The sequence below is a fragment of the Streptomyces sp. MUM 203J genome, assembly GCF_022414595.1.
Lineage (GTDB): Bacteria > Actinomycetota > Actinomycetes > Streptomycetales > Streptomycetaceae > Streptomyces.
Genome location: NZ_JADWYO010000031.1, coordinates 39,396 through 52,657, shown reverse-complemented (window position 1 = coordinate 52,657; position 13,262 = coordinate 39,396). Strand labels below are relative to the sequence as shown.

Genomic DNA, 13,262 nt, shown 5'->3' with positions numbered 1-13,262 from the left:
CGTGCGAGACGAGGTGTCGTTCCCGTGCTGAGCGAACCACTGGCGAAGGTCCTCGGACCGGCCACCGCCAAGGTGATGGCCGAGTACCTCGACCTGCGGACCGTCGGGGACCTGCTGCATCACTATCCGCGCCGGTACGCCGAGCGCGGGGAGCTGACGCGGCTGGCGGAACTGCCGCTGGACGAGCATGTCACGGTCGTCGCGCAGGTCGCGGACGCGCGCGTGCACACCTACAGCGGGTCCCGGGGGCGGGGGCAGCGGCTGGAGGTGACCATCACCGACGGCAGCGGGCGGCTCCAGCTGGTCTTCTTCGGCAAGGGCGTCCACAAGCCCCACAAGGAGCTGCTGCCCGGCACCCGCGCGATGTTCGCCGGCAAGGTGTCGCTCTTCAACCGCAGGCTCCAGCTCGCCCACCCGGCCTACGAGCTGCTGCGCGCCGAGGACGGCGCCGACGCCGTGGGCTCCTGGGCCGGGGCGCTCATCCCGATCTACCCCGCCACCACCAGACTGGAGTCCTGGAAGATCGCCAAGGCCGTCGACGCCGTCCTGCCCCGCGCCCACGACGCCGTCGACCCGCTGCCGCCCGCCCTGCGCGAGGGGCGGGGGCTCCTGGAGCTTCCGGACGCGCTCCGCAAGGTCCACCGGCCCCGGACCCAGGCCGACATCGCGGACGCCCGCGACCGTCTCAAGTGGGACGAGGCGTTCGTCCTCCAGGTCGCCCTCGCCCGCCGCCGCCACGCCGAGACACAGCTGCCCGCCGTCGCGCGCAGACCGGTGCCCGGCGGGCTCCTCGACGCCTTCGACGCCCGGCTGCCGTTCACGCTCACCGACGGCCAGAAGGCCGTGTCCCAGGAGATCTTCGACGACCTGGCCACCGAGCACCCCATGCACCGGCTCCTCCAGGGCGAGGTCGGCAGCGGCAAGACCCTCGTCGCCCTCCGGGCCATGCTCGCCGTCGTGGACGCGGGCGGCCAGGCCGCCATGCTCGCGCCCACCGAGGTCCTGGCCCAGCAGCACCACCGGTCCGTCACCGAGATGATGGGCGACCTGGCCGAGGGAGGGATGCTCGGAGGGTCCGAACAGGGCACCAAGGTCGTGCTGCTCACCGGGTCCATGGGCGCCGCCGCCCGCCGCCAGGCCCTCCTGGACCTCGCCACCGGCGAAGCCGGCGTCGTCATCGGCACCCACGCCCTCATCGAGGACAAGGTCCTCTTCCACGACCTGGGCCTGGTCGTCGTCGACGAGCAGCACCGCTTCGGCGTCGAACAGCGGGACGCCCTGCGGGGGAAGGGCAAGCAGCCGCCACACCTGCTGGTCATGACCGCCACACCGATCCCGCGCACCGTCGCCATGACCGTCTTCGGAGACCTGGAGACCTCCGTCCTCGACCAGCTCCCGGCCGGGCGCTCCCCGATCGCCAGCCACGTCGTCCCCGCCCAGGACAAGCCGCACTTCCTGGACCGCGCCTGGGAACGCGTCCGTGAGGAGGTCCAGGGCGGCCACCAGGCGTACGTCGTCTGCCCGCGCATCGGGGACGCCCTCGACGAGGCGACGGAGAACGGCAAGGGCAGGAAGGAGTCCGCCGAGGACGCCGCCGAGAAGCGGCCCCCGCTCGCCGTCACCGACGTGGCCGAACAGCTCGCCAAGGGCCCCCTGACCGGCCTGCGCGTCGAGATCCTGCACGGCCGCATGCACCCGGACGACAAGGACGCCGTCATGCGCCGCTTCGCCGCAGGCGACGTGGACGTCCTGGTCGCCACCACCGTCATCGAGGTCGGTGTCAACGTCCCCAACGCCACCGTGATGGTCATCATGGACGCCGACCGCTTCGGCGTCTCCCAGCTCCACCAGCTCCGGGGCCGGGTCGGCCGCGGCTCCGCCCCCGGGCTGTGCCTCCTCGTCACCGACATGCCCCAGGCCACCCCGGCCCGGCAGCGCCTCGCCTCCGTCGCCGCCACCCTCGACGGCTTCGAACTGTCCCGCATCGACCTCGAACAGCGCCGCGAGGGCGACGTCCTGGGCCAGGCCCAGTCCGGGGCCCGCTCCTCCCTGCGGATGCTCGCCGTCATCGAGGACGAGGAGGTCATCGCCGCCGCCCGCGCCGAGGCCGACACCCTCGTCCGCGCCGACCCCGGCCTGGACCGGCACCCGGCGCTGCGCACCGCACTGGACGCCCTGCTCGACAAGGAGCGGGAGGAGTACCTCGACAAGGGCTGAGGCGGCCCTCCCCGAGCCCGGAGCCCATATCGTGGAGGCGAGCCCCCGAAGGACCTCAGCGACAAGGACCCCACAGACATGACCCGCGTGATCGCCGGTGCCGCCGGCGGACGCCGCCTGGCCGTCCCGCCGGGCAACGGCACCCGCCCCACCTCCGACCGTGCGCGCGAGGGCCTGTTCTCCACCTGGGAGGCGCTCCTCGGCACCCTCCGGGGCATCCGCGTCGCCGACCTGTACGCCGGATCCGGCGCCGTCGGCCTGGAGGCCCTCTCCCGGGGCGCCGCCCACGCCCTGCTCGTCGAGGCCGACAACCGGGCCGCCCGCACGGTCCGCGAGAACGTCAGGAACCTGCGCCTGCCCGGAGCCGAGGTACGCACCGGCAAGGCCGAGCAGCTCGTCACCGGCCCCGCGCCCACGGAGCCGTACGACGTGGTCTTCCTCGACCCGCCCTACGCCGTCCCGGACGACGATCTTCGGGAGATACTCCTCACACTCCGCCGCCAGGGGTGGCTCGCCGACGACGCGATCGCCACCGTGGAGCGCAGCACCAGAGGCGGGGAATTCGCCTGGCCCCGAGGTTTCGAGCCGCTGCGGGCCCGTCGCTACGGCGAGGGAACGTTTTGGTACGGTCGCGCCGCCTCTACGTGCGAAGACGCACCATGACCGGACCGGAGAGCGAGGGACTTCAGTTGCGCCGAGCAGTCTGTCCGGGGTCGTTCGACCCCATCACCAACGGACATCTCGACATCATCGCCCGCGCCTCCAAGCTGTACGACGTCGTGCACGTCGCGGTGATGATCAACCAGTCCAAGAAGGGCCTCTTCACCGTCGAGGAGCGGATGGACCTCATCCGCCGGGTCACCGCGGAGTTCGACAACGTCGTGGTGGAGTCCCACCACGGCCTCCTGGTCGACTTCTGCAAGGAGCGGGACATCCCCGCCATCGTCAAGGGCCTGCGCGCGGTCAGCGACTTCGACTACGAACTCCAGATGGCCCAGATGAACAACGGCCTGACCGGTGTCGAGACCCTGTTCGTACCGACCAACCCGACGTACAGCTTCCTGTCGTCCTCGCTGGTCAAGGAGGTCGCGGCCTGGGGCGGCGACGTCTCCCACCTGCTGCCCCCGATCGTCCACGAGGCGCTCGTCGAACGGCTCCGCGGCAGGTCCTCGGAGAAGTGATCCGCTGACAGGCCGTCACCCGGTGTCCGCGTGGTGCCGAGTGGCCGTACAGTCGTCCCGTCCGTCTCCAAAACACGGCTGTAGAGAGTGGCGAGCACACGGTGGACGTGCAGAAGAAGCTCGACGAGATCGTCGAAGCGGTCGGGAACGCCCGGTCCATGCCCATGTCGGCCTCCTGCGTGGTCAACCGCGCCGAGCTGCTCGCCATGCTGGAGGACCTGCGCCAGGCCCTGCCCGGCTCCCTGGCCGAGGCCCGGGAGCTGATCGGCGGCCGTGAGCAGATGGTCGAGCAGGCCCGCCAGGAGGCCCAGCGGATCATCGAGGCCGCCCACGCCGAGCGCGGCACGCTCGTCTCGGACACCCAGGTCGCCCGCCAGTCCCAGGAGCAGGCCGACCGCATCCTCTCGGACGCCCGCCGCGAGGCCGAGGAGATCAGGGCGGAGGCCGACGACTACGTCGACTCCAAACTCGCCAACTTCGAGGTCGTTCTCACCAAGACCATCGGCTCCGTCGACCGGGGCCGTGAGAAGCTCCTCGGCCGCGGTCCCGGCCTGGACGCGGACGGCTACGCCGACGAGGACGCCCCCGAGTACAGCGAGGACCCCCGCACCCTCGTCGGCCGCGCCGACGAGTACGTGGACGCCAAGCTGAGCGCCTTCGAAGCGGTCCTCTCCAAGACCCTGGAGGCCGTCGGACGGGGCCGCCAGAAGCTGCACGGCCGGACCACCTCCGACGACCTCGGGGAGCACATGGCCGCCCAGGACGCGGCCGGACAGGCCCAGGTGCACACCAGCGACGCCGACTACCTCGCGGGCCTGGCCGAGCTCGCGGACCCCGCGCCCGCCGCGCAGCCCGCCGCGATCCCCCAGCAGCTGCCGCCGCAGCCCGCACACCAGCCCGACCCGTACGCCGCCGCCTACCAGGCCCAGCCGGCCCAGGACGGCTACGGCTACGGCCAGCAGGACCCGTACGCCTACCAGCAGCAGACCGGATACGACCAGGGCCACGACCAGACCCACGGCTACGGCCAGGGCGGCTACGCCCAGCAGCCCGACCCGTACGCGTACCAGCAGCACCCTCAGGCGGCCCCGCAGGAACAGGCGCAGCCGACGGCCGCGCTCGACGAGACCAGCTTCTTCGACACGAGCATGATCGACCTGGAGCAGCTCCGCCGGTACGAGCAGGGCCACGGTCAGGGCCACTGAGCCGCTGCGTCGCGGCGGCCGGATTGGGCCTGGGGCGGAGCGTCCAGTATCCTGGCTCTTCGGTCGCGAGTACGTCCGCGATCCCGGCTGCCCGTTTCACCACCCGGAACGCACGGGGCGGCCCCCTTCACGATTCCGCAGGAACCCGAAACGCAGGAGAAGCCCTGAGCACGCGCCTCGACCACCGCAACCCCCTCGTGTTCGACACACACGAGCTGGGGCGGCGTCCCGGTGCCCTCCAGCGGCTGGCCCGCGAGGTGGCGGCCCCCGCCGACCTCGGGATCGAAGGAGTCATCGGCGTACCGGAGGGCTCGCCCGTCGAGCTGGAGCTCCGCCTCGAGTCGGTCATGGAAGGGGTGCTTGTCACAGGCACCGCCCGTGCGACCGCCGAGGGGGAGTGCGTAAGGTGTCTGGAGCCGCTGGGCCGTGAGGTCGAAGCGGACTTCCAGGAGATGTTCTCGTACCCCGACGCCGACGACCGGGGCCGCAGCAAGCAGGCGGAGCCCGGCGACGACGCCGAGGACGAGGACATGATCCCCCTCGAGGACGGCATGTTCGACCTCGAACCCGTGCTGCGCGATGCGGTGGTGCTCGCACTGCCGATGCAGCCGGTGTGCCGGGAGGACTGTGCGGGACTGTGCCCCGAGTGCGGGGTCGGTCTCAACGAGAACCCGGACCACCACCATGACGCCGTCGACATCCGTTGGGCGGCACTGCAGGGACTCGCCGGTTCACTCGGAGCCGGTGAGAAGGACGACATGAGCGGCGCCGATTCGGGCGTCGACGAGAAGCAGGAGAAGTAGCCGTGGCTGTTCCGAAGCGGAAGATGTCGCGCAGCAACACGCGCCACCGCCGGTCGCAGTGGAAGGCTGCGGTCCCCACCCTGGTTTCGTGTGAGCGTTGCCAGGAGCCGAAGCAGCAGCACATCGCGTGCCCCAGCTGCGGCACGTACAACAAGCGCCAGGTCCTCGCGGTCTGAGCGGCTGGTGAGAGGCACCGTGTCTGGCCAGAAAATGGCGGATGACGCCAAGAAGCAGGCGGAGAACACGGCCTCGTCCCACACGCTTCTGGAAGGGCGGCTCGGCTATGAAGTCGAGTCCGCCCTTCTGGTGCGTGCGCTGACCCACCGCTCCTACGCGTACGAGAACGGCGGCCTGCCCACCAACGAGCGGCTGGAGTTCCTCGGGGACTCCGTGCTCGGCCTGGTGGTCACGGACACGCTGTACCGCACCCACCCCGACCTGCCCGAAGGCCAGCTGGCCAAGCTGCGGGCCGCGGTGGTCAACTCGCGTGCGCTGGCGGAGGTCGGACGCGGCCTCGATCTGGGCGCCTTCATCCGGCTCGGCCGGGGTGAAGAGGGCACAGGAGGCCGGGACAAGGCGTCCATCCTCGCCGACACCCTGGAAGCGGTGATCGGCGCGGTCTATCTCGACCGGGGTCTGGAGGCGGCCTCCGAGCTGGTGCACCGCCTGTTCGACCCGCTGATCGAGAAGTCCTCGAACCTCGGTGCCGGACTGGACTGGAAGACCAGCCTCCAGGAACTCACCGCGGCCGAGGGCCTCGGTGTTCCGGAGTACCTGGTCAGCGAGACCGGCCCGGACCACGAGAAGACCTTCACTGCTGCCGCCCGCGTCGGTGGTGTCTCGTACGGCACCGGCACCGGCCGCAGCAAGAAGGAAGCGGAGCAGCAGGCGGCGGAGTCCGCGTGGCGGTCCATCCGCGCCGCGGCGGACGAGCGCGAGGCGGCGGCGAAGGCCGCGGCCGAGGGCACTGCCGCCGCGACCGGCGGGAGCGCGGGCACAGGAGAGGCCGCCGACTCCTCTTCCGCACCCGACACCCCCGGCAGCGCGCCCTCGGCCTGACAGCCGAAGGGACCGGCAGCGGCTGGTGCGGCCGGCCCGCGTGAGCGGGCCGGTTCCTCGCGCCGATGCCGGGCCGCGGGGGTTCGCCCCGCGCTGTGCGGTCGGCCGTGACATCGGCTGTCTTCGCTTCCGTGCCCCGTCGTACCATCCCGGTGCGGCGGGGCTCTCCCGTTGCCCCGCTGTGAAGGAGATCCGTCCCGTGCCCGAACTGCCCGAGGTGGAAGTGTGCCGCCGGGGCCTCGAACGCTGGGTCGGCGGCCGTACCGTCGCCGGCGTCGAGGTGCTGCACGCACGGGCGGTGCGGCGTCACCTCGGAGGCGGGGAGGACTTCGCCGCCCGGCTGAAGGGGCACCGCTTCGGGGTGGCGCGGCGGCGCGGCAAGTACCTGTGGCTGCCGCTGGAGGACGCCGGGGCCGCCGTGCTGGGGCATCTCGGCATGAGCGGTCAGCTGCTCGTCCAGCCCGAGGGGGCCGAGGACGAGAAGCACCTGCGGATCAGGATCCGCTTCGACGACGCGCTGGGCACGGAGCTGCGGTTCGTGGACCAGCGCACGTTCGGCGGGCTGTCGCTGCACGACACCACACCGGACGGACTGCCCGACGTCATCGGGCACATCGCCCGCGACCCGCTGGACGAGGGGTTCGACGACGCCGCGTTCCATGCCGCGCTGCGCCGGAAGACCACGACCATCAAGCGGGCGCTGCTGGACCAGAGCCTCGTCAGCGGCGTCGGCAACATCTACGCGGACGAGGCGCTGTGGCGCTCCCGCCTGCACTACGAGCGGCCGACGGCGACCTTCACCCGGCCCCGCTCGTACGAGCTGCTGGGCCATGTACGGGACGTGATGAACGCGGCGCTGGAGGTCGGCGGCACCAGCTTCGACAGCCTGTACGTGAACGTGAACGGCGAGTCCGGGTACTTCGACCGCTCCCTGGACGCCTACGGGCGCGAGGGCGAGCCCTGCCGGCGCTGCGGCACACCGATACGCCGCCGCCCCTGGATGAACCGCTCCAGCTACTACTGCCCCCGCTGCCAGCGCGCACCCCGCGCGGCGTAGCGGATCGTCCTCAGCCGCGCCCCGCGTCGTACCGCTCGCGCGCCGACAGGACCTCCGGCATGCGGGACTCCAGCAGGCCGATGAGGGACAGAAGGCGCGCGGCGACCTCCCGGCCGAGGGGTGTCAGCTCGTAGTCGACGCGCGGCGGGTTCGTGAGCTGCGCCTCGCGGTGCACCAGCCCGTCGCGCTCCAGGGCGTGCAGGGTCTGGGAGAGCATCTTCTCGCTCACACCGTCCACCCGCCGCCGCAGTTCGTTGAAGCGCAGGCTGCCCTCGTACAGCGCTCCCACGGTCAGCGCGCCCCAGCGGCCGGTCACATGCTCCAGCGTGCCCCGCGACGGGCACGCCCGGGCGAAGACGTCGAACGGCGGCTCACCGCTCTGCGGGCGGGTCTCAGCGGCGGCGGTCGCGTCCATGGGACCCACGATACGCCGCACAGCGCCACCCGGCGGAGGGCGCTTTCCCTTCTTCAGCGCGAGAGCGGGCAGAGCCCGGCGCGCGGGTGGCTCCCGGTCATGCTCAGCTGTTCCGGTGGATTCCTGCCCTCGGGTGCCCTCGGTGCGCCCTGGGACGCAGCGATTCAGGGGTGGTCGACGCCGAACTCGTACGCCACTTCCCACCGGACGTCCGGCACGACGATGTCGGCTGTCTCGACGGGGCGGCCGTCGGTGTCGTAATAGGTCCGCTCGATCATGAGCAGCAGGTCCCCGGGGTGGATGCCCAGGAGATTCGCGTGCTCCTGAATCGTCTCTGAGTCAGGGCGTGACCGGCAAGGCGCGACTCCAGAGCTCCTCCGCGTGGTCGCGGAAGCGGTCGAACATGCCGCCGCTGCCCTGCCGGTGGAGGTGCAACAAGGGCGAGTCGTGGCCGACCAGTCGTGCGAGGTGAGGCGTGACCAGCGCGTCTTCATCAAATCGGAAGACGCTCAAGCTCACGTGGTTCACCGCGTCGGAGGAAGCCGAGAACCTTGTCTCAAGTCCTTCCGGCGAACCGAGGCGGCCCAGGTGCTCCAGGGTGATACGGATCCGAGTGGAGACCGTCAGGGCCGTGTCCTCGATGGCCTCCCGCTGTCGTGTTACCTCGCCGTCGGGATCCCCGAGCAGGAAGCGGACCCGCACCCCGGAATCGATCTTGCGGCGCAGCATCTCCGAGAATGCTGGAACGGACGTGAAGAGGAAGTAGTTCGTGTACCCGGCAAGGTAGATCTCCCGCGCGGCACCGTCGACCAGTTCGGCCCACAGAGAGGACGGGGCTGCGGACCGGTATGGGTAGCTGTGGGTGATCTCGCGATCCGTGCCGGTCTTGATGCGGTCCTTGACTGCCTGGGGCCAGATCATTTCCTCGTCCACTCCCAGAGCGCGGGCGGTGTCTTCGCGGTTCCTGGCGTGTGGCGTTAACGCCTCGTTCGAAACCCATCGTTCCACTTGCTTCGGGGATACCCCCACTCGGTAAGCGAGCTGCCGGGCGGTGAGCCCCGCGTCATCCATGGCAGAACGAAGTCTGACGTTCAAGTCAACCCCTTCGACAGGGACGTTTGGGCCTTCTTACGACCCTAGCGCCGCAAGGCCCAACTGTCCCTGCCCATGGCCAGATACGTCCCTTACGGGGGCTCATGATCGTGAGGACGTAGAAGGCCCCCGCGACGGGTGGAGCCGTCCGGGGGCATGGCCAACGCTTACGAGGAGCGTCGACATGACAGACCCTACCCACCGGATCCCCACCCGGCTCCGACTGGTGTTCGCGCCCGGTACCGGCCGTCGGCGGGCGGATGCCCGTCCGGCCGCACCGGCTCCCGCCGCCAAGCCCCGGACCCCGCGCCCCTCGCGCCGACAGGTCGCGTGGTGCGGCCCGGGGTGGGGGTGGACCGCGCGGCCCTGGTCCCCGTACGGGCACCGGCAGGAGCGGGCCCGTCAGCGGCGGCGGTGCCTGACGCTCGTGACGGCGGCGCACTTCGGTATCGACCTTGACCGGCGGGTTCTGCACGGAGCGGGGGCGGGCCGGTGAGCGAGGTGACGTCCGGCGCCGCGCGGCCGACGGCGCGGAGGCCGGTCCGCATGTGCGTGCGGTGCCGGCACATCACGGACACGCCCATGGTGGTGGCGGAGATCGACTCCGCGACCGGGCCCGGGTTCAACGTCTACTGCTGCCCGGAGTGCGCCCGGTACTACTTCGCGCACCCCGAGGGCCGGTCCGACTGGCCCGGCAGCGAGGACGGGGCCCTGTGAGCGCTCGCCGCACGGTCACCGCGTACACCCTTGACCGCGGCCCGGCGGCGGAGCCGGAGCGGTGCCGGGGGCACGGCCGGGAGGCGCCGCAGCCCCACAGGGTGCGGACGTCCGCGGACACCGGCGCACCCGAAGGCGGCGACCGGTGAGCGGGCGGGGCCCCGCGGTCACGGCCGCGTGGGTGGAGATGGACCGTACCGGGAGGTCGGGGGCCTGCGTGATCGGTGAGTGCGGCTACTGCACCCCGCCCCTGGACGTGTACGTGGTGACGCGCGGGCGGCCGGTGGTCGGTCCGCCGGTCGTCTCGATCAGGTGCACGTGCGCGTGCCACGCGGGCCGCCCGGTCCGGCGGCAGGTGGTCACCGTGTAGACAGTCCGTCCCGCCTCTCCGCAATCGGGTGAAGGGGAGCGGCCTCTGACTGCCTCCCGTGTCCGGCGTCCAGAGCCTCCTGCAGCCGGGTACGGGAGGTGCCGGACGCCCTGTCCGCCCGCCTCGGGAAGGGAACGCGGCGGACAGCCGTCTCACATGACCTTCCTGCCTATCGGTACAGGTGAGTCATCGTCTCCTCGCTCACGGGACAGGGGCGTTCGTCCGGCAGGAGCCGCCGGGCGGCGCCCAGCTCTCCACCCTGTACGCGGGCGTGGATCATGCGGGCCAGGGGTGTGACCTCGGTGATGGAGACGATCCACTCGTCCGCGTAGCGGCGTGCGGCCTCGCCGGTGAGGCCGAGCTGCAGCGACCGGTGAGGAAGGGGCTGAAGGTGCAGGTCGCGCTCGGGGTCCCACTGCACGCGCACGGGAGCCCGCCTCAGCTCGCGCCTCCACGTGTCGCGGTCGGCGTGGAGTCCGCGCTCGTAGTGGGACAGGCAGGCGTGCCGCAGTGCCCACTCGAAGCCCTCCCGGGTGATCTCGACGGCGAGGACGTGCTCCTGACCTTCCTTGGTGCCCCACCCGGAGCGGTACATCATCCACAGAAAGGACGGCTTGATCCACGTCATCCGGTCGCGCCGCCACGCTGCCGGGAATCGACCGTCCCGGGCCGCCTCCGGCCCGATCCCCGGCGCGTACGCCTGGTAGACGGTGATCGTCGAGTCCGTGTGAAGGGCTCTGATCTGATGCCTCGGTTGTGTCACCGGACCAGCGTGATCACACCGCTTCGCGCGCGCGACCGAATTACCGCCGCGGCGCCCCCGAGTCCGCCGCGGCAGATGAGAGTGCAGGGCCATGCCGGTGCAGGCGAGGATGCGGTCGGCTTCGCGTTCGCAGCGCCGGTCAGGTCGGCGGTGACCGGAGGGCCGGGCCGCGGTCCGTTCGATGGTCCATCGGTGACGGCCGGGCCGCTGTGACGGCGCCCTGTGCTTCCGCGTTGCCGGGCGAGGGGGGCCGTCGAGGCCCTGTCCGGCCTCATCGAGGGGCGAGCGCCCCCGTGTGCCCGCGCAGAAGACGGCCGCGGCTGCTGTGCGGCTCAGCCGACAGGTCTGCTCAGAAGCCGAAGTTCTGCGTCCACCAGGGACCGCCGTCCGCGAAGTGGACGCCCACGCCCAGCGTGTTGAAGTCGCAGTTCAGGATGTTCGCCCGGTGGCCCTCGCTGTTCATCCAGGCCTCCATCACGGCAGCCGCGTCGGCCTGGCCGCGGGCGATGTTCTCGCCGCCCAGTCCCTCGATGCCCGCCTTGGCCGCCCGGTCCCACGGCGAGTTGCCGTCCGGGTCGGTGTGCGAGAAGAAGTCCCGCTCGGCCATGTCCGTGCTGTACGCGCGGGCCAGCGCGCCCAGGTCCTTGGAGGCCCGCACCGGGGAGCAGCCGGCCTTGGCGCGCTCCTTGTTGACCAGGTCCAGCACCGCCGCCTCGGCGGCGTCGGCCCGGCTGACGTCCGTATCGGGGGTGGTCGGGGGCTTGGGCTTCTGGGTGGGGGCGGGTGCCGTCGTGCGGGGGGCGGTGGTCGCCACCTTCGTGGGGGTCGGGGACGGCTTCTTCTTCTCAGCCGTCTTCGACGGACTGGGGGAGGGCGAGGCCGTCGTCCGGGAGGGCGACGGCGACGGGCTCGTCGACGGGGCCGCCGCCGACGTGGGGGCGGTGGGGGTGGCCGGGGCGGAGGCCGAGGCCCCGCCCGCGCCCGGGCCGTCGGTGGAGCCGCCCTGCGCGTTCAGCCCCGAAGGGTCGCCGGAACGTATCTGCTCGTCCGGGGAGCTGCTGCCCAGGGTGAAGGTGTCCCCGCCCGGCAGCAGGCCCGACGCGACCGCGACCGCGCCGACCGCCATCGCGGCGGAGGCGCCGAGCAGTCCGCCCTTGACCGGCAGTCCGCCGGAGCGCTTCCTGCGCCGCCGCCGGCCGGAGGCGTGGTCCTCGGTGGCCCCGCCCGTGGTAGCGGCTGAGGCTGCGGCGTCCGAGCGTCGGTGGCGTCCCATCTGCTGCGCCCTTCCTGTCCGGTCGCTGTTCTCGTTGCGGTGTGCCGCGTGGGCCTTCGGGCCCGCTCGTCCAGGTGGTGCACCTGGGACACACCCGAACGAGTGAGGCTCATTGGGTGGGGACTGTACGCCATGGCGAGTGGAGCGGAAGTGATGCCGGAGGCGATGGCCGGTTAGCGTGCAGCCATGAACGACGACGCACGGATGACCGCCTGGGTGCGCGGCCGGGTACAGGGAGTGGGATTCCGCTGGTTCACCAGGGAGAACGCCATGCGGATCGGCGGCCTCACCGGTTTCGCCCTCAATCTCGACGACGGCCGCGTCCAGGTCGTCGCGGAAGGCCCGCGTGAGAATTGCCACCGTCTGCTCGACTGGCTGCGTACCGGCGACACACCCGGACGCGTTGACGGAGTCACTGAGATATGGGCCACGCCACGCGGGGGTTACGACGGATTCGAAATCCGCTGACGGGTTCCGTCCTGATCCCCGGCAGGCCCGGAGAACGCCACCGTCAAGGGGTACGCGGGGCGCCCGCGGGGCGACCGGGAGCGCCTCTCGCGCCGCCCTCCGGGACGGAAAGGGCCAGGTGATTGGCGAGAAGGGCTTGTGATGCGCGCGTCGGCGCGCAAGGATGATCTCCACGCCCCACGGATCACCGCGCGCGAGGCGCTGCCGCCCACCTCGGCGGCCGCGGACCCCCCGGTTGCCCCGTGATACGGGGCGTGATCGTGTTGACCGTCAAACTTTTTGGTGAGACGCTGGAAGCCCCGGGCACCTCAGTTGTGTGGCAGTAAGAGCGCAGCGGCACCACCCCATACTGCCGAGCACCGCGGGGTGCGAATCCCTCACGACCCACACCGCTTCGGTCGGTCACTCAGTGTGGAGGACCATCCATCATGGCAAAGGCGCTTCTCGGTTATGTCGGCGGTACCGACCCGCGACTGCTCGCCGAGATGCGACGGCTGCAGCAGCGCGTCCAGGACCTCGAATCCGAGCTCGTACGGATCCAGTCCGAGAACGACGCGTTGACCGCCGCCGCCGCTCACCGTGAGCCGCTGCTCGACGGCATCGACATCGACGTACCCAAGAGCGAGCCTGCGCTCACCTGAC

Annotated in this window: 18 protein-coding genes and 1 pseudogene; 13 read left to right on the top strand and 6 right to left on the bottom strand. The window is 71.5% G+C overall.

Going from position 1 to position 13,262, the window contains the following annotated elements; all coding sequences use genetic code 11:
• Positions 1 to 24 precede the first annotated feature (24 nt).
• The 8 genes from recG (at position 25) to mutM (ending at position 7,522) form a co-directional block, all read left to right on the top strand.
• Entirely contained in the window at positions 25 to 2,217 is a 2,193-nt protein-coding gene (recG, locus tag I3F58_RS17355; protein ID WP_374207990.1) for an ATP-dependent DNA helicase RecG, read from the top strand.
• Positions 2,218 to 2,295: 78 nt separating this feature from the next.
• The gene (gene rsmD, locus I3F58_RS17350; protein ID WP_240109524.1) at positions 2,296 to 2,880 is read left to right on the top strand and encodes a 16S rRNA (guanine(966)-N(2))-methyltransferase RsmD; all 585 of its coding nucleotides are present in this window, start codon (positions 2,296 to 2,298) and stop codon (positions 2,878 to 2,880) included.
• On the top strand, positions 2,877 to 3,398 hold the full coding sequence (coaD, locus tag I3F58_RS17345; protein WP_240109523.1) for a pantetheine-phosphate adenylyltransferase: 522 nt from the start codon (positions 2,877 to 2,879) through the stop codon (positions 3,396 to 3,398). The genes rsmD and coaD overlap by 4 nt, the downstream gene beginning before the upstream one ends.
• Positions 3,399 to 3,499: 101 nt before the next feature.
• Complete coding sequence (locus I3F58_RS17340) at positions 3,500 to 4,603, top strand: ATP synthase F0 subunit B (protein ID WP_240109522.1); 1,104 nt, start codon at positions 3,500 to 3,502, stop codon at positions 4,601 to 4,603.
• 164 nt (positions 4,604 to 4,767) lie between these two features.
• Positions 4,768 to 5,406: a DUF177 domain-containing protein gene (locus I3F58_RS17335; protein WP_240109542.1), complete on the top strand. Its 639-nt coding sequence runs from the start codon at positions 4,768 to 4,770 to the stop codon at positions 5,404 to 5,406.
• 2 nt (positions 5,407 to 5,408) lie between these two features.
• Positions 5,409 to 5,582 carry a 50S ribosomal protein L32 gene (gene rpmF, locus I3F58_RS17330; protein ID WP_003957604.1) on the top strand — a complete coding sequence of 58 codons (174 nt, stop codon included), beginning with the start codon at positions 5,409 to 5,411 and terminating at the stop codon, positions 5,580 to 5,582.
• A gap of 7 nt (positions 5,583 to 5,589) precedes the next feature.
• Positions 5,590 to 6,465 (top strand): ribonuclease III, encoded by an 876-nt coding sequence (gene rnc, locus I3F58_RS17325; RefSeq protein WP_240109521.1) that lies wholly within the window; start codon positions 5,590 to 5,592, stop codon positions 6,463 to 6,465.
• A 199-nt stretch (positions 6,466 to 6,664) separates the two neighbouring features.
• Positions 6,665 to 7,522, top strand: a complete 858-nt coding sequence (mutM, locus tag I3F58_RS17320; RefSeq protein ID WP_240109520.1) for a bifunctional DNA-formamidopyrimidine glycosylase/DNA-(apurinic or apyrimidinic site) lyase — start codon at positions 6,665 to 6,667, stop codon at positions 7,520 to 7,522.
• A 10-nt stretch (positions 7,523 to 7,532) separates the two neighbouring features.
• Here the strand turns inward: mutM and I3F58_RS17315 are convergent, their stop codons facing one another.
• From I3F58_RS17315 to I3F58_RS17305, 3 genes and pseudogenes are all read right to left on the bottom strand, one after another.
• Positions 7,533 to 7,937, bottom strand: coding sequence for a helix-turn-helix domain-containing protein (locus I3F58_RS17315; protein WP_240109519.1), 405 nt, complete (start codon positions 7,935 to 7,937; stop codon positions 7,533 to 7,535).
• A gap of 164 nt (positions 7,938 to 8,101) precedes the next feature.
• Positions 8,102 to 8,284, bottom strand: a pseudogene (locus I3F58_RS17310) (UTRA domain-containing protein); the annotation flags it as partial.
• The gene (locus tag I3F58_RS17305; RefSeq protein WP_240109518.1) at positions 8,277 to 9,008 is read right to left on the bottom strand and encodes an XRE family transcriptional regulator; all 732 of its coding nucleotides are present in this window, start codon (positions 9,006 to 9,008) and stop codon (positions 8,277 to 8,279) included. The gene I3F58_RS17305 and the pseudogene I3F58_RS17310, both read right to left, overlap by 8 nt.
• Positions 9,009 to 9,213: 205 nt before the next feature.
• On the opposite strand from I3F58_RS17305, the gene I3F58_RS17300 reads away from it, so the two are divergent.
• From I3F58_RS17300 to I3F58_RS17290, 3 genes are read left to right on the top strand one after another with little or no spacing between them, the layout of a single operon-like run.
• Positions 9,214 to 9,525, top strand: coding sequence for a hypothetical protein (locus I3F58_RS17300; RefSeq protein ID WP_240109517.1), 312 nt, complete (start codon positions 9,214 to 9,216; stop codon positions 9,523 to 9,525).
• Positions 9,522 to 9,746 carry a hypothetical protein gene (locus I3F58_RS17295; RefSeq protein WP_240109516.1) on the top strand — a complete coding sequence of 75 codons (225 nt, stop codon included), beginning with the start codon at positions 9,522 to 9,524 and terminating at the stop codon, positions 9,744 to 9,746. The genes I3F58_RS17300 and I3F58_RS17295 overlap by 4 nt, the downstream gene beginning before the upstream one ends.
• Positions 9,743 to 9,895 (top strand): hypothetical protein, encoded by a 153-nt coding sequence (locus tag I3F58_RS17290; RefSeq protein WP_240109515.1) that lies wholly within the window; start codon positions 9,743 to 9,745, stop codon positions 9,893 to 9,895. The genes I3F58_RS17295 and I3F58_RS17290 overlap by 4 nt, the downstream gene beginning before the upstream one ends.
• A gap of 85 nt (positions 9,896 to 9,980) precedes the next feature.
• Here I3F58_RS17290 and I3F58_RS29405 read toward each other — a convergent pair whose 3' ends face one another.
• The 3 genes from I3F58_RS29405 to I3F58_RS17280 all read right to left on the bottom strand — a co-directional run bounded on the left by I3F58_RS29405 (position 9,981) and on the right by I3F58_RS17280 (position 12,152).
• The gene (locus I3F58_RS29405) at positions 9,981 to 10,109 is read right to left on the bottom strand and encodes a hypothetical protein (RefSeq protein WP_275678615.1); all 129 of its coding nucleotides are present in this window, start codon (positions 10,107 to 10,109) and stop codon (positions 9,981 to 9,983) included.
• A 176-nt stretch (positions 10,110 to 10,285) separates the two neighbouring features.
• On the bottom strand, positions 10,286 to 10,879 hold the full coding sequence (locus I3F58_RS17285; protein ID WP_240109514.1) for a DUF4291 domain-containing protein: 594 nt from the start codon (positions 10,877 to 10,879) through the stop codon (positions 10,286 to 10,288).
• A gap of 349 nt (positions 10,880 to 11,228) precedes the next feature.
• Positions 11,229 to 12,152: a CAP domain-containing protein gene (locus I3F58_RS17280; RefSeq protein ID WP_240109513.1), complete on the bottom strand. Its 924-nt coding sequence runs from the start codon at positions 12,150 to 12,152 to the stop codon at positions 11,229 to 11,231.
• Positions 12,153 to 12,338: 186 nt separating this feature from the next.
• Here I3F58_RS17280 and I3F58_RS17275 point away from each other — a divergent pair, with 186 nt between their 5' ends.
• Positions 12,339 to 12,620 (top strand): acylphosphatase, encoded by a 282-nt coding sequence (locus I3F58_RS17275; RefSeq protein ID WP_240109512.1) that lies wholly within the window; start codon positions 12,339 to 12,341, stop codon positions 12,618 to 12,620.
• A gap of 428 nt (positions 12,621 to 13,048) precedes the next feature.
• Positions 13,049 to 13,261: a hypothetical protein gene (locus I3F58_RS17270; protein WP_236239775.1), complete on the top strand. Its 213-nt coding sequence runs from the start codon at positions 13,049 to 13,051 to the stop codon at positions 13,259 to 13,261.
• Position 13,262: the final 1 nt, after the last annotated feature.

Bases quoted from the DNA above. Each gene is read 5' to 3' on its own strand.
- rsmD (WP_240109524.1), top strand. From the start codon at position 2,296: ATGACCCGCGTGATCGCCGGTGCCGCCGGCGGACGCCGCCTGGCCGTC.
- coaD (WP_240109523.1), top strand. From the start codon at position 2,877: ATGACCGGACCGGAGAGCGAGGGACTTCAGTTGCGCCGAGCAGTCTGT.
- I3F58_RS17315 (WP_240109519.1), bottom strand. From the start codon at position 7,937: ATGGACGCGACCGCCGCCGCTGAGACCCGCCCGCAGAGCGGTGAGCCG.
- I3F58_RS17305 (WP_240109518.1), bottom strand. From the start codon at position 9,008: ATGGATGACGCGGGGCTCACCGCCCGGCAGCTCGCTTACCGAGTGGGG.
- I3F58_RS17300 (WP_240109517.1), top strand. From the start codon at position 9,214: ATGACAGACCCTACCCACCGGATCCCCACCCGGCTCCGACTGGTGTTC.
- I3F58_RS17280 (WP_240109513.1), bottom strand. From the start codon at position 12,152: ATGGGACGCCACCGACGCTCGGACGCCGCAGCCTCAGCCGCTACCACG.
- I3F58_RS17275 (WP_240109512.1), top strand. From the start codon at position 12,339: ATGAACGACGACGCACGGATGACCGCCTGGGTGCGCGGCCGGGTACAG.
- I3F58_RS17270 (WP_236239775.1), top strand. From the start codon at position 13,049: ATGGCAAAGGCGCTTCTCGGTTATGTCGGCGGTACCGACCCGCGACTG.